This window comes from Cyanobium sp. BA5m-21 (assembly GCF_024346235.1).
GTDB classification, from domain to species: Bacteria; Cyanobacteriota; Cyanobacteriia; order PCC-6307; family Cyanobiaceae; genus Cyanobium_A; species Cyanobium_A usitatum.
Genome location: NZ_JAGQCO010000007.1, coordinates 1 through 13,761, shown reverse-complemented (window position 1 = coordinate 13,761; position 13,761 = coordinate 1). Strand labels below are relative to the sequence as shown.

13 protein-coding genes are annotated in these 13,761 nt (G+C 63.3%); 6 read left to right on the top strand and 7 right to left on the bottom strand.

The genetic code is table 11. The features are described from left to right. The first annotated feature begins 75 nt into the window (after positions 1 to 75). Together KBY72_RS03500 and KBY72_RS03495 are read left to right on the top strand one after the other, a co-directional pair. Positions 76 to 2,244, top strand: a complete 2,169-nt coding sequence (locus KBY72_RS03500) for a glutamine synthetase III (RefSeq protein WP_254961728.1) — start codon at positions 76 to 78, stop codon at positions 2,242 to 2,244. A gap of 104 nt (positions 2,245 to 2,348) precedes the next feature. Then, entirely contained in the window at positions 2,349 to 2,585 is a 237-nt protein-coding gene (locus tag KBY72_RS03495; RefSeq protein ID WP_254961726.1) for a hypothetical protein, read from the top strand. Between the two features lie 46 nt (positions 2,586 to 2,631). Here the strand turns inward: KBY72_RS03495 and KBY72_RS03490 are convergent, their stop codons facing one another. The 4 genes from KBY72_RS03490 to KBY72_RS03475 are packed head-to-tail and all read right to left on the bottom strand — an operon-like array spanning position 2,632 to position 5,422. Continuing rightward, on the bottom strand, positions 2,632 to 2,910 hold the full coding sequence (locus KBY72_RS03490) for a DUF427 domain-containing protein (protein WP_254941654.1): 279 nt from the start codon (positions 2,908 to 2,910) through the stop codon (positions 2,632 to 2,634). Positions 2,911 to 2,926: 16 nt separating this feature from the next. Further along, positions 2,927 to 3,559, bottom strand: a complete 633-nt coding sequence (locus KBY72_RS03485; RefSeq protein WP_254961725.1) for a M23 family metallopeptidase — start codon at positions 3,557 to 3,559, stop codon at positions 2,927 to 2,929. A gap of 17 nt (positions 3,560 to 3,576) precedes the next feature. Next, the gene (locus tag KBY72_RS03480) at positions 3,577 to 4,152 is read right to left on the bottom strand and encodes a DUF2808 domain-containing protein (RefSeq protein ID WP_254961723.1); all 576 of its coding nucleotides are present in this window, start codon (positions 4,150 to 4,152) and stop codon (positions 3,577 to 3,579) included. A gap of 13 nt (positions 4,153 to 4,165) precedes the next feature. Next, positions 4,166 to 5,422 carry a glutathione S-transferase family protein gene (locus KBY72_RS03475; RefSeq protein ID WP_254961722.1) on the bottom strand — a complete coding sequence of 419 codons (1,257 nt, stop codon included), beginning with the start codon at positions 5,420 to 5,422 and terminating at the stop codon, positions 4,166 to 4,168. A 93-nt stretch (positions 5,423 to 5,515) separates the two neighbouring features. Here KBY72_RS03475 and KBY72_RS03470 point away from each other — a divergent pair, with 93 nt between their 5' ends. From KBY72_RS03470 to gorA, 4 genes are all read left to right on the top strand, one after another. Beyond that, positions 5,516 to 6,034 carry a phycocyanin subunit beta gene (locus tag KBY72_RS03470; RefSeq protein ID WP_254961721.1) on the top strand — a complete coding sequence of 173 codons (519 nt, stop codon included), beginning with the start codon at positions 5,516 to 5,518 and terminating at the stop codon, positions 6,032 to 6,034. 463 nt (positions 6,035 to 6,497) lie between these two features. After that, a complete protein-coding gene (locus tag KBY72_RS03465) occupies positions 6,498 to 7,949 on the top strand; it encodes an ammonium transporter (protein WP_254961720.1) in 1,452 nt (483 codons plus the stop codon). Positions 7,950 to 7,961: 12 nt separating this feature from the next. Further along, entirely contained in the window at positions 7,962 to 8,300 is a 339-nt protein-coding gene (locus KBY72_RS03460; RefSeq protein ID WP_254941649.1) for a P-II family nitrogen regulator, read from the top strand. A gap of 190 nt (positions 8,301 to 8,490) precedes the next feature. Further along, entirely contained in the window at positions 8,491 to 9,834 is a 1,344-nt protein-coding gene (gene gorA / locus KBY72_RS03455; protein ID WP_254961719.1) for a glutathione-disulfide reductase, read from the top strand. Here gorA and KBY72_RS03450 read toward each other — a convergent pair. From KBY72_RS03450 to cysK, 3 genes are read right to left on the bottom strand one after another with little or no spacing between them, the layout of a single operon-like run. Next, positions 9,831 to 10,472, bottom strand: a complete 642-nt coding sequence (locus tag KBY72_RS03450) for a cation transporting ATPase C-terminal domain-containing protein (RefSeq protein ID WP_254961718.1) — start codon at positions 10,470 to 10,472, stop codon at positions 9,831 to 9,833. The two genes, gorA and KBY72_RS03450, sit on opposite strands and share 4 nt — an antisense overlap. After that, on the bottom strand, positions 10,369 to 12,438 hold the full coding sequence (locus KBY72_RS03445; protein WP_254993077.1) for a cation-translocating P-type ATPase: 2,070 nt from the start codon (positions 12,436 to 12,438) through the stop codon (positions 10,369 to 10,371). The genes KBY72_RS03450 and KBY72_RS03445 overlap by 104 nt, the downstream gene beginning before the upstream one ends. A 6-nt stretch (positions 12,439 to 12,444) precedes the next feature. Further along, positions 12,445 to 13,431 carry a cysteine synthase A gene (gene cysK / locus KBY72_RS03440; RefSeq protein ID WP_254961716.1) on the bottom strand — a complete coding sequence of 329 codons (987 nt, stop codon included), beginning with the start codon at positions 13,429 to 13,431 and terminating at the stop codon, positions 12,445 to 12,447. Between the last annotated feature and the right edge of the window lie 330 nt (positions 13,432 to 13,761).

The window sequence follows — 13,761 nt, the reverse complement described above, 5'->3', positions numbered from 1 at the left end:
TTTGTAGCAACAGCTACATAAGGAGGCGGGATTGCCGCATTGGATGCTCCCATAAAGCCTTTTCAAGTCGATCCCATGCCCAGCTCGCACCGTTACGCCGCTCTGCAGCAGATTCAGCGGCGACGCCCGGTGGCGACAACTGCTGCCGCCCCATTCGATGAGCTGTGGGCTAGCGACGTATTCGGCCTCCAGGCGATGAAGGAAGCCTTGCCTGGACGCATCTTTAAGTCGATTCAGCTCACCATCCGGGAGGGCGGCAAGCTCGATTTGTCGTTGGCCAACGCCGTGGCCGACGCCATGAAGACCTGGGCCAGCGCCCGTGGAGCTCTGTATTACGCCCACGTTTTTTACCCGCTCACCAACTCAACGGCCGAGAAGCACGACGGCTTCATTTCGCCCAAAAGTGATGGTCGGGTGATCACCGAATTCACAGGCAAGCTGCTGGTGCAGGGCGAGCCAGACGGCTCCTCCTTCCCCAATGGCGGCATTCGATCCACCTTTGAGGCCCGCGGCTACACCGCTTGGGACATCACCAGCCCCGCTTACCTGATGCAGACCCCCAATGGGGTCACCCTCTGCATTCCCACCGTTTTTGTTTCCTGGACCGGTGAGGCCCTAGATAAAAAAACGCCGCTGCTGCGCTCCAACGCCGCCATGAATCGCCAGGCCCAGCGCCTGCTGCGTCTGCTCGGTGAAACCGACGTAGCTCCTGTGAACTCCAGCTGCGGCGCCGAGCAGGAGTATTTCCTGGTCGACAACGCCTTCGTCGCCCTGCGCCCAGACCTGCTCCTCGCTGGCCGCACCCTGTTTGGCGCCCCGCCCGCCAAGGGCCAGCAATTCGACGACCACTACTTCGGCGCCATCCCCGAGCGCGTGCAGGTGTTCATGCAGGACGTGGAGCAGCAGCTCTACCGCTTGGGCGTTCCAGCCAAGACTCGCCACAACGAGGTGGCACCTGGGCAATTTGAAATTGCGCCCTATTTCGAAGCCGCCAACGTCGCTACCGACCACCAGCAGCTCACCATGACCGTGCTCAAGGCCACGGCCAAAAAGCACGGCTTCTCCTGCCTGCTGCACGAAAAGCCCTTTGCGGGGATCAACGGCTCGGGTAAGCACGTCAACTGGTCGATCGGCAACGCCACCCAGGGCAACCTGCTCGACCCGGGCCAAACGCCCCACGACAACCTGCAGTTCCTGCTGTTCTGCGCCGCCGTGATCCGCGGCGTCCACAGCTACGGGCCACTGCTGCGCTCGGTGGTGGCGACCGCTGGCAACGATCACCGCCTCGGCGCCAATGAGGCTCCCCCGGCGATCATCTCGGTCTATTTGGGCAGCCAGCTCGAGGATGTGTTCAACCAGATCCGCGAGGGCAACCTGCAGAGTTCTGCCAAGGGCGGCGTGATGACCCTGGGGGTGGACACCCTGCCGGAATTCACCAAAGACCCCGGCGATCGCAACCGCACCTCACCCTTTGCTTTCACAGGCAACCGCTTTGAATTCCGCGCCGTTGGCTCCAACCAATCGGTAGCCGGGCCCCTGGTGGCGATGAACACGGTGCTGGCCGATTCGATCGGCTGGATTGCAGATCGGCTGCAGAGTCAGCTCGACAGTGGCACCGCCCTAGGCGAAGCAGCCTTCAACGTGCTCCAGCAGGTGATGCGCGAGCACGGCGCCGTGGTGTTTGGCGGCGACGGCTACTCCAGCGAATGGCATCGCCTGGCGGTGGAAGAGCGTGGCTTGGAAAACCTGCGCACCTGCGCCGATGCCTTGCCAGTGCTGCAGCGCCCGGAGGTGCGGGAGCTGTTTGAGCGCCAGGGAGTGCTCAGTGCGGTGGAGCTGGAGAGCCGCTTTGAGGTGTACGCCGAGCAGTATGTGCTGGCGATTGAAGTGGAGGCAAAGCTGGCCCTGCAGATCGCTCGCACCCAGGTATATCCAGCTGCTGTGCGCTACCTAGGCGAGCTGGGCCAGGCCCTGCAGGAGCAGCAGGCGATGGGTCTGCATCCCAATCTCAAACTGCGCAATCAGTTGGGCGAACTGCTCGAGCAGCTCAACAACGGTTGCGAGAGCCTCGATCAGGCCCTACATTCCTCACCCCACGGCACCGAAGCCCACATGCGTCACTGCGCCGACAGCCTGATGCCGTTAATCGGCGACCTGCGTGCGGCAGTGGATGGCCTGGAGGGCTTGGTCGACGACGGTCTCTGGCCCCTGCCCAGCTACCAGGAGATGCTGTTTATGCGCTGATGCCCTCTCGGTGCAGCAACCTGCAATACCGGAAGATGTTGTGAAGGTGACAGTTTCGATCTGGCACAAGGTCCATGATTACCAGCAGAGCAGCGAAGCCAGACATGCCAGCAGTGCGAACCCAATCCCCCAGCCACGTGCGGATCTACCGCCTAGTCGATCGTCAAGGCGCCCCCCATCCCGTACTCGACGACCTCTACGAATCCCTCGATGCCGCATGGAGCGAGGCGATTGGCTGGTGGAACGACCACTGCGGTGGCAGCTCAGGGCCTGTGGAGATTGGCGTTGAAGTGAGCACTGCCAGCGGTGACTGGCGCACCCTGCGATTTCCTGGTTGCTGAATCCCTTGCTGCTGCCACCTCTCTCGAGTTGCGCGAGACAGCTGATTCAGGTCACCTGCACGCCCTTCCAGAAGGCCACCCGGCCGCGGATGTTGGCGGCAGCCTCCTTGGGCTCTGGATAAAACCAGACCGCATTGGCGTTCACCTGGCCATTGACCACAAGGTCGTAGTAGTGAGCCGTGCCTTTCCAACCGCACACGCTGGTGTGGCTGGAGGGGCGGATGCAGTCGGGGTCAAGTGCTGCGGCGGGGAAATAGGCGTTGCCGTCGACCTTGACGATGTCATCGCTGCTGGCAATCACCTGACCATTCCACTGGGCTTGCATGGGGCGTGTGGCGCAATTAAGGGCTGATTGTGGCAAGCACCGGGGGTAGGGATGGGGGCGGCAGGTGGGGTGTGGGATCCAGGGCCAGCAACTCGGCGCCCTGGCGACGCAGTTCGAAGTGCAGATGGGGGCCCGTCGCCGAGCCGGTCATGCCCACCATGCCCAGGGGTTGCCCCTGCTCCAGCCAGACGCCGCTCACCACGATGGCGTCGTGCAGATGGGCATAGAGCGTCTGCCAACCCTCGCCATGGTCCAGCAGCACCGTGGTGCCGTAGCCACTGATCGACTCCACCAGCAGCACCCGTCCGGCCCGGGAGGCGAGCACCACCGTGCCCTGCGGCGCCGCCAGATCAATGCCGGTGTGCAGCCGCCAGGCCGAGCGGCGCTCCGAGTAGCGCCAGCCCCAGGGGTCCAGGCTTTCGGCGGGCTGGGCCAACGGGTAAGCCAGGGGCAGCGCCGCCGGATCCAGCCCTGGTGCCGGCAAGGCGCCTCGGGCCAGAGATCCCTCCGATCCGGGGAGCCGCACATCAGGCACCGCCACTTGGCGGGGTAGATCCTGGGGCATCGCGGTCTGGGCACGCAGCGACGACTGGCCCACAACCGCTGCCAAAAACAACGGCAACAGCACGGGCCAGCTCCGGTGGGTCATGGCTCAGGGGATCTGGCTCAGCGCCAATCGGGGTCGTAGATCCGCAGGGTGCCAAATCCCAGCGACGCTGGCGAGGGGTTGGGGCCGGCTGGGTAGGCCGTCACCTGGAACATGTAGGTGTCGGAGACAGCCGGGTTGTTCCAGGGTTTGAGCACCACGGTGAGCGTGGCCCCGGGAGAAACGGGCTCAGGGAAGCTGAGGGTGAAGCGGCGCGCATCGCTATCGAACTGGGCCAGCACTGGCACGCGGGGACCCTGCTGGCGCGGCCGGCCCAAAAAGGCTGAGGTGCGATCCACAAAGAATGGAAAGCTGGTATCAACGCCGCGGGTCTGCTGAATCGTCAGGCCGCCGAGGGCCACCCCCGCCTCCGGATCGAGCGTGATCGTGAAGTAGTACTCCGCACGGGTCTGCCAGACAGTGGTGTAGTAGCTCACCAGGTCCACCTTCCAGGGAGCCTTGCTGAAGTAGGTGACGCCCCGGAGTTCAAGGGCGCCAGCGGCGGGGATCGCAAGCGGCGAGAGTGCGGGCGCCCCGGCAATGCAGCTGGCTAGGGCCCAGCCGAGCGCAACGGCGACGCGTCGAAGACGGGGCACAGGCACTAGGGCATTAGGCAGTTGGCAAAACGCTAGGAGCGGCCCGCAGGAATGGCTGGGGATCCTGATCGCGGCGATGGCCCACCGGAATCGGCGTACCCTGGGCTGTGCCATCCGCTGGATCGAGACTGGCAGTGGCCTCCAGGGCCTGGCGCAGGCACCGAGCCGCATGCAGCGGCATATCCCGGGGCACGCTGATGCGATCGCGCAGGTAGCGCAGGGCAGGGGCAGAGCCCGCCGGTGCTGGCAGGGGCTTGGCGTGGATCAGGGCCGTGAGAGCTGTGCGGAGCGGGACATCGAAGTTTTCCGCTCCCAGGGGGCTGCGGCCAAGAATTGCCGCTCGGTGCTTGATCACCCGGCTGAGGGCAAAGGCTGCCGCATTGGCCGGTTCGGCCTGGCTGGTTTCCGGGTCGGGGCTGCCCAGGGGCCAGGGGCCCCGATCGATTTGAGTGGCTAGTGCTTGTTGGTTGGCATCTCCGCTGGCATAGCAGCCACCCATCTGGGGCGGTAGGTCGTGGGCATGGGTGTGGAAGTCGCTCTGGGTGCCTAAGTAGCTGGGGCGCTGCTCCAGCGCCTCAAACCAGCGGCCAATGGCCGGATGCTCGCTGCGCAACAGAAAGCCCTTGTAGTAGGCCAGGCTTGCAGCCATACGCTCCACGTAGGGCACGAACACCAGGTCAGCCGTGCCTAGCTCGCCAAGCAGAAAGGGCCCACTTTGCTGGCTGAGCGCCTGCTCAAAGTTGCCTGCAATGCGCTGAAAAGCCGCCTTGGCAGCGTGCTCTTGGGCGGACCGCAGCCCCGGGCTGCAGAGCCATTGGCACCATGCCCGGAACAGCAATCGCTCCAGTTGGCGCAGGGGCACCACCGCCGGGTCGTTCATGCCCAGTCCCAGGGGCCCGAAGGCCCCCTCGAGGGCTTCAAGAATGCGATCGCTCTCAGTGATCAGGCGGCCATCGAGCTCAAGCGCCGGCAGCATCCCCGAAGGAACTAGCCGTTTGAACCAAGCCTCCTTTTCGCCGTAGCAAAACATGGTGACCTTGCGAATCCGGTACGGGATCCGCTTCTCTTCGAGCCAAAGCCACACCTTCTGGCAGTAGGGGCACCAGGCGTGGTGGTCGCGGAACAGGGTGACCCGCACTGCCTCCTCCGGCTGGCCAAACAAACGCAGCCGGGCCTGGGCGCTGGTGGGACCGTTGACTGGATCGGCTGGGGACGCACCGAGGCGTTCGAGCTCGTGCCAATCGAGCACTCCCTCGGCTTTCGACTCCATGCCTATCGCTGCAGCAGCCTTGGTTCTAGGAGCTCGCGGGGTGCTCGGTGGCCTAACTAAGTTTCAAGAGCGAAGTTTCATACCAGAGATCCAATGTTCGACGCCTTCACCAAGGTTGTTGCCCAGGCTGATGCCCGTGGCGAATTCATTAACGCCGGCCAGATCGATGCCCTCGCAGCGATGGTTGCCGAAAGCAACAAGCGCATGGATACGGTGAACCGCATCACCTCCAACGCTTCTGCCATCGTTACCAACGCTGCCCGCGATCTCTTCGATCAGCAGCCCGCCTTGATCGCTCCAGGTGGCAACGCCTACACCAGCCGCCGCATGGCTGCTTGCCTGCGCGACATGGATATCATCCTCCGCTACGTCACCTATGCCATTTTCAACGGCGATGCTTCCGTGCTGGAAGACCGCTGCCTCAACGGCCTGCGTGAGACCTACCTCGCCCTCGGCGTTCCTGGCGCTTCTGTGGCAGAAGGCGTTCGCAAAATGAAGCAAGCTGCTATCTCGATCGCTAACGATCGCAACGGCATCACCCCTGGCGATTGCTCCGCCCTGATGTCCGAAGTTGGCACCTACTTCGACCGCGCTGCTGCTGCAGTCGGCTGATTGGGCACAAGCCCAGGAATGTCCCTCTGGCAGGAGCCCAACGGCTCAACCAGAGGGTTGTTTGGTTTCCGGTTGCACTGGAGATCAAGAGCCAAGGGATGGGGCCAGGCAGCTCAGCTGAAGACCTCAATAGTGAGCATCAGGGCATCAGTCACGAAGGATTGTTTCACTCAGCCGCAGACAACTAACTCGTGAACCGATCCAACCGTGAACGGATCCAACATCACAAAAATCTGAGGACCAGTCATGGAGTTGCCCAGTTGGCCCTCCAGACCCGCTCTGCCGTCGATCCTCGGCGGCACATTCGGCGGCTTCTAGTCAGCGACGTCCGTCCCAAGATTGGGCTGCCAGCCAACACAGGGCGGAAGGGATCAGCGTTCTGGTGAACGGTGTCATTTGCTACCCACAGGACTGCAGCGCTGCACGATTGTGGCCGGGTGAACATTAGAGGTCACCTTCCTTCATGGCCCAAGTCCCCATCGCTGGCGGCGGTCCAACCCCGCTCGCTGTCTTTGATCGATTCCGCACCCAGCTTCTCGCCAAGGTTCAGGAGCCTGAACTGAAGCGTTACGCCGTGATGCTGCTCGCCTTTGGTGCTGGCCTGCTGCCGCTGATGGCAGGCTCCGCCAAGGCAGCCTTGGCGAAGGTCCCCACCGACGGCGCCGACACCCTGCTGATGCTGATGGGTTCAGCACTGGTTCTACTTATGACCCCAGGCCTGGCGTTCTTTTACGGCGGCTTCACCCGCGCCAAGAACGTGCTCAACACCATGATGATGAGCTTTTTCCTGATGGGGCTCATCGGTGTCGTCTGGGTTGTGATCGGCTACTCCCTCTCCTTCGACACCGGCTTCGGCAGCCCCTTCATCGGTGGTCTCGGCCAGATGTGGCTCAACGGCGTGGGCGGTGAGCTCGGTGATGCTCCCTTAGCTGATGGTTTCGCCATCTCCGCTTCCTCCTTCGCCCTTTTCCAGGGCATGTTCGCGATCATCACCCCGGCGCTTATTTCCGGCGCCCTTGTGGAGCGGATCAACTTCAAGGCCTGGTTCTGGTTCTCCCTGCTCTGGAGCCTGTTCATCTACTGCCCCATGTGCAAGATGGTTTGGGGCGGTGGCTACATCGGTCCCTTTGGTGAGATCGGCGCCATCGACTTTGCCGGCGGCACAGTTGTTCACATTGCTGCAGGCGTGGCTGCTCTGGTGGCCACTGCGATTGTGGGTCCGCGCAGCGGCTTCCCCGGCAGCAAGCGTCCTCCCCACAACGTGCCCTTCATCCTCCTGGGTGCCGGCCTGCTCTGGTTCGGCTGGTTCGGCTTCAACGGCGCCAGCTACTTCGCTGCTAAGGGTGCCGGCTTCTCCTTCCTGACCACCACCCTGTCGGCCTCAACGGCCCTGCTCACCTGGTGCTTGATTGAGTGGTTCCTTGATGGCAAACCCACCGCCGTGGGAGCCGCCACCGGCGCCGTGGCTGGTCTGGTGGGCATCACCCCCGCCGCCGGCTTCGTCTACATGCCCCAGGCTTTGATTATCGGTGCGGCGACCTCCATCGCCTGCTATTTCGCAGTTCAGGTGAAGTCGGCTATCAACTTTGATGACTCCCTCGATGCCTTCGCCGTCCACGGCGTAGGTGGCACGGTGGGAGCCCTGCTCACCGGCGCCCTAGCCATCCCTGCCCTGGTGCCGGCCGACTACTTCCCCAAATCGGCAGCAATCCTCGCCAGCGGCGGCCACACCGCCCTGTTCGTGGCCCACGTCAAGGCCGTGCTGATCAGCTACGGGTTTGTCGGCATCGGCACCGCGGTCATTCTCTGGATCGTTGGCGCCACGGTGGGCCTGCGGGTCACTCCTGAGCAGGAAGAACGTGGACTCGACTTCGTCGCCCACGGGGAAGAGGCTTACGACCCCACGACCAACTGAAGCTGAATCACCATGAAAATGATCACGGCAATGGTCCGCCCTTCCAAGGTGGAAGCAATCAAAACAACCCTCGTCGGCCTCGATGTGGTCGGCATGACTCTTGTCGATGTCCGCGGTTTCGGGCGACAGAAGGGTCAGGTGGAGCGCTACCGCGGCAACGAGTTCACCGTGGACTTCCTACCCAAGTCCAAGATCGTTGTGGTGGTGACTGACGACAAGTTGGAAGCCACCCTCACTGCCATTCTCGAGGCCGCCCGAACCGGCGAAATCGGTGATGGCAAGATCTTCGTCACCCCCGTTGAGGAAGCCATCCGCATCCGCACCGGTGAGCGCGGCGACACGGCGATCTGAGCACCCACCTCTTGATTTGATGTGGTGTTTCCATCTGGGACACCTCAACTGCCCCCCATCCGGGGGGCTTTTTTTATGGCTGCTGACAATGCCACCAGCTTCCCTGGGTTTTTCGCTGAGCTGGGGAGCACCCTTCCGCCCAAGGACTTCACGCCATAGCGTGAGGAGCTCCAGCACTTCAGCTCCCCCCATGAACGAACACTTCGATTTGGTGGTGCTTGGTGCCGGCTCGGGTGGTCTAGCTGCTGCCAAACGGGCCGCAAGCTATGGCGCCAGGGTGGCGATCGTGGAGGGCGATCGGGTGGGCGGCACCTGCGTGATCCGCGGCTGCGTGCCCAAAAAGTTGCTGGTTTACGGCTCCGCTTATAAACACTTGCTTGCCGATGCAGCCAGCTATGGCTGGGAAATCGAGGGGATTCGCCGCAACCCCAGCACCCTGCTGGCCAATGTGCGCACCGAGGTGGGTCGTCTCAATCAGCTGCACCTCGGCTTTCTTGAAAAAGCGGGGGTAGAGCTGGTGCGCGGCTGGGGCTGCTTTGAAGACGCTCACACCATTGCCGTTGGCGAGCGCCGCCTGCGGGCCGAGCGCATCTTGATTGCGGTGGGGGGGCGGCCCCAGCGGCCAGCGATTCCAGGGGCAGAGCTTGGCTGGGTGAGCGATGAGATGTTTCTGCTGGAGCAACTACCGGAGCGCCTTGTGGTGGTGGGTGCTGGCTTCATCGCCTGTGAATTCGCCTGCATCCTCAATGGCCTTGGCGTGGCAGTGACCCAGCTGGTGCGCGGCAATCATTTGCTGCGGGGCTTTGATCTTGAAGCTGCCAAGGCGGTCCAGGAGGGCATGGAGCAAGAGGGTATTGAGATTCGCTTTGCCCACAGTCCTGCAGCCATCACTGGCAGTGCCGGCGACCTCAGCGTCCATACCGAGGCAGGCGAAATCATTCCTTGCGGTGGAGTGCTGCTTGCCACCGGCCGGCGCCCTTTCCTGGAGGGCCTGCGCCTTGAGGCAGCGGCTATCGCCACTGAAGCCAATCGCATTCCAGTGGATAGCGAGCAGCGCACCAACGTGCCCCACATCTATGCAGTTGGCGATGTCACCGACCGCATCAACCTCACCCCGGTTGCCATTGATGAAGGACGGGCCTTTGCCGACAGTGTCTATGGCACTAGCCCGCGCCAGGTGGACCACAGCCTGGTGGCCTATGCGGTATTCAGTCAGCCGGAGCTGGCCAGTGTGGGGCTCAGCGAAGAGGAGGCGATCCAGCGCCATGGCCCAGAGGGCGTGCGGGTGCATCGGGCCCGTTTCCGGCCGATGAGCCAGGCCTTGCCGGCCAGGGGGCCCAGGGTATTGCTCAAGTTGGTCGTGGAGCTGGAAAGCGGCAAGGTGCTGGGCTGCCACATGGTGGGCGAACACAGCGCTGAAATTATCCAGATGGCAGCCATCGCCATTGGCATGGGCGCCACCAAGGCCGACTTCGATCGCACCATGGCCCTGCACCCCTCGGTTGCCGAGGAGTTTGTGACCATGCCGAACTAGGCCGTGAGCCGGCTTTTGCGCCAATCATCAGCCAGCATCACCACCAGCGGCGCCAACAGGACCATCGGCAGGGCCCGGCTGTCAATTGGCACCATCGCCGCTAGCCACGACAGGGGCGGCCAATAGAGCAATAGCGCTGTGAAGAGAATTTCAGCTGCTATGCCAAGCCAAAGCAGGGGATTGCGGCGCCAGCCCTGTTGCACCAAGTTGACGAAGGCGGAGCGATGCGCACTGCGGCAGGCCATCCCCACACCCTGCTGCTGCCAGCTGAGCAGGTAGGCCGTCATCGACACCACGGCTTCGCTCAGGCCCAGCACCAGATAGGCGCGCAGCATCAGGGGCCGATCCAGTAGCGGCGCTGAACGGCGCCGGGGCGGTTGGCGCATCAATACCGATTCAGGCGCCTCGGCTCCTAGCCCCAGGGCGGGTAGTAAATCAGTGCCCAGATCCACCGCCAGGATCTGCAGCACGGTTAGGGCCGCCGGGATTTGCACGGTCACCATGGCTAAAAACGGAGCCATCTCGGCCACGTTGCTAGGCAGCACGTAGGGCAGGAACTTGCGAATGTTGGCCACCACGCCTCGGCCAAAGCGCACCGCCGTGACGATCGTGGCGAAGTTGTCGTCTAGCAGCACCACCTGCCTCCCTTGCCACATCGGTGCCCACCAGGCCCATAGCTATGCCCAAATCGGCCGCCCGCAAGGCCGGGGCATCATTGACCCCATCGCCAGTGACCGCAACCACTTCGCCGAGGGAGCGGTAGGCCTGCACAAGCCGTAGCTTCTGCTCGGGGGCCATCCGGGCAAACACCAGCCGGTTGCGGTATTTGAGCAGCTGGCGCAGGTGCACATCGCTAATCAATTCAAGCTGGTCGCCCTGGATCACCCGCACCGGATCAGCCTGGGGGTGGTTGTCACCCTTGGCCGGCATATCCAGCAGGCCGATCTGGCGCGCTATGGCCTGGGCGGTGAGGCCGTAGTCGCCAGTCACCATCGTGACCTTGATGCCCGCCTGGTGACACTGGCGAATCGCCTCGGGTACCTCAGGCCGGGGCGGGTCGTAGAGCGCGATCAAGCCCAACAAGCTGAGCTTTTGCTCCAGTTGATCGGCTGGGGCTTGCCCCTCTGTGGCCTCGAGACTGCGCTGGGCCACGGCGATGACGCGGTAGCCGCGGCATGCAAGGTCGTCGTTGGCGGCTACTGCCTGGGCGCGGCCCGCCGGACTACAGCGCTCTAGCAGCTCCAGGGGTGCCCCCTTGGTGATCAGCTGCAGCCCGGCCTCGGTGGCCACGATCACGCTCATCCGGCGCCGATGGGAATCAAATGGCAACTCCCGGCTGCGGGGATGGCGCTGCTGATGCACCGCGAGGCCCAGGTCTCGAGCCTGGGCTGCCACCAGCAGGGCGGTTTCAGTGGGGTCGCCTAGGGCTCGGCTGCCGTCACCGCTGGCTTTGAGTTGGGCGTTTGAACAAAGGCAGGCCGCCAGCAACAGCTCGGCTTCTCCACCTCGATCAATCCCTGGCTGCTCGCCTGCCTGGGGCAGCCAGATCTCCTCCACTGCCATGCGGTTGCAGGTGAGGGTGCCGGTTTTATCGCTGCAGATCACGCTTACCGAGCCGAGGGTCTCCACGGCTGAAAGCCTGCGCACCAGTGCTTTCTGACTGGCCATGCGCTGCACGTTGATCGCCAGGGCCAAGGTGACCGTGGGCAGCAAGCCCTCGGGCACGTTTGCAACTATGATGCCAACTGCGAATACCAGGCTTTCGAGGGGACCCATCCCCACAAACAGGAGGCTGAAGCTGAAGGTGATCGCCCCCATGGTTAAGGCGATGGCTGTGATGGTGCGCACGATGTGGCCCACCTGCTGCTCCAAGGTGCTGATGCCCCTGGATGTGGCGGCGGTGAGGTGGGCCACATGGCCGAATTCGGTTTCACCGCCGGTGGCGTAAACGATGGCTTCGCCGCGCCCCCCGGCCACGCTGGTGCCCGCCAAAACCAGATTGGCCCGTTCCCGAGTCGGGATCAGGACAACTTTGTCTGCCGCAGGTGAGTCGATGGCATCGGCATGGCGCGCCACTGGCTGCGATTCGCCTGTAAGCACAGAGAGATCCAGGCTCAGTTCGTTGGCCTGGATCAGGCGAGCATCGGCGGGCACCTGGTCTCCCTCCTCCAGCAGGATTCGGTCGCCCGGCACGAGCAGCTCGGCATCTAGCTCGGTGAGTTCACCGTTGCGCCAGAGCCGCACCTGGCGGGGTAGGGATCGCTTCAGCGCCGTCAGGGTGCGCTCGGCTTGGTAGTCCTGCCAGAAGGAAAACAGGCCGTTGACCAGCACAACCGCCCAAATAGCCCAGCCCAGCTGGGGCGTGCCCGCTGCAAATGCCAGGGCCCCAGCCACCCAGAGCAGCAGGGCCATGAAATGCACCAGTTGATCGACAAACCTCAGCAGCAGGGAACGGCGGCGCTGGCTTGGGAGGCGATTGGCTCCAAACCTCTCCAACCGCCGCTGGGCCTCTGAGTCGCTCAAGCCTTGGAGTGTGCACTGCAGAGCTGCCGGCACTGCCTGCGCTGGGATACTCCAGATCGGCTGGCTAGCAGAGAGCTGCATGGCGGGTTAGCTAGATCGTGGGGCAAGGCCCTTCTCGTCAAACACCCCTTCAAAGAGAACCGAACTTAAGTAGCGCTCGCCTGAGTCGGGCAGCACTACCACGATGGTTTTGCCGGCGTAGGCCTCCTCTCGGGCTAGCCGCAGGGCGGCCGTGGCTGCGGCACCACAGGAGATGCCCGCCAGGATTCCCTCTTCCTTCATCAGCCGGCGGGCCATGGCCACCGCCTCCTCGTCGCTAACGGTTTCGACCCGGTCCACCAGGTCCAGAGCGAGGTTTGCGGGCACAAAGCCAGCGCCGATGCCCTGGATCTTGTGGGGACCGGGCTTGAGCTCCTGCCCTGCCTTGGCCTGGCTGATCACTGGGCTGTTGACGGGTTCAACTGCCACCGAAACCAGCGGCTTGCCCAGGGTTCCCTTGATGTAACGGCTGACGCCAGTGATGGTGCCTCCGGTGCCCACTCCAGCCACAAGTACGTCCACCTGGCCGTCTGTGTCGTCCCAGATTTCGGGGCCGGTGGTGTCGTGGTGGATCTGGGGGTTTGCCGGATTGGAAAACTGCTGCAGAAGGACGTAGCGGTCGGGGTCGGAGGCTGCCATTTCCTTGGCAGCGCCGATGGCGCCGGGCATACCCATCCTTCCTTCAGTGAGAACGAGGTGGGCGCCGTAGGCCGTGAGCAGTTTGCGGCGCTCCAGGCTCATGGTCTCCGGCATCGTCAGGGTTAGGGGGATCCCCTTGGCGGCGGCCACGAAAGCCAGGGCGATGCCGGTATTACCGCTGGTGGGCTCCACCAGCTCCTTGCCAGGTCCCAGCAGTCCCTCCTGCTCGGCCCGCCAAATCATGGCGGCGCCGATGCGGCACTTCACCGAAAAGGCAGGGTTGCGGCCTTCAATCTTGGCCAGTACGCGGGCCTTGCATCCCTCGGTGACCCGATTGAGCTGCACTAGGGGGGTTTTGCCGATGGTGAGGCTGTGGTCGGCGTAAACGCTCGTCATCCGTTTGGGGGAGCCATTCTCTTAGCGCACCCTAGGGATGCTCTGCCAAGCGAACAGCAAGAATTAGCCTGTTTTTACAGGCCTTGTGGTCAACAACATCGATCTGCAGACGGCGAGCCAACTCGATGCCTCACGCAAGGCCTTGGGCTTGGCCCCTGGGGTTGACCCGATTGGGGCCTGCCGCACCTCAACATAAGCGGTACTTATGGGATTCATCAGCAGGGCTTTGGCGCCTCCCGGCCGGCCTTCTCACTAATCCCGCAATCTTCCGTTACAGTCCTGTTACGCAATGTCCTTGCGCTCGACGGGATTCCGTCTGGTGGCTTGCCA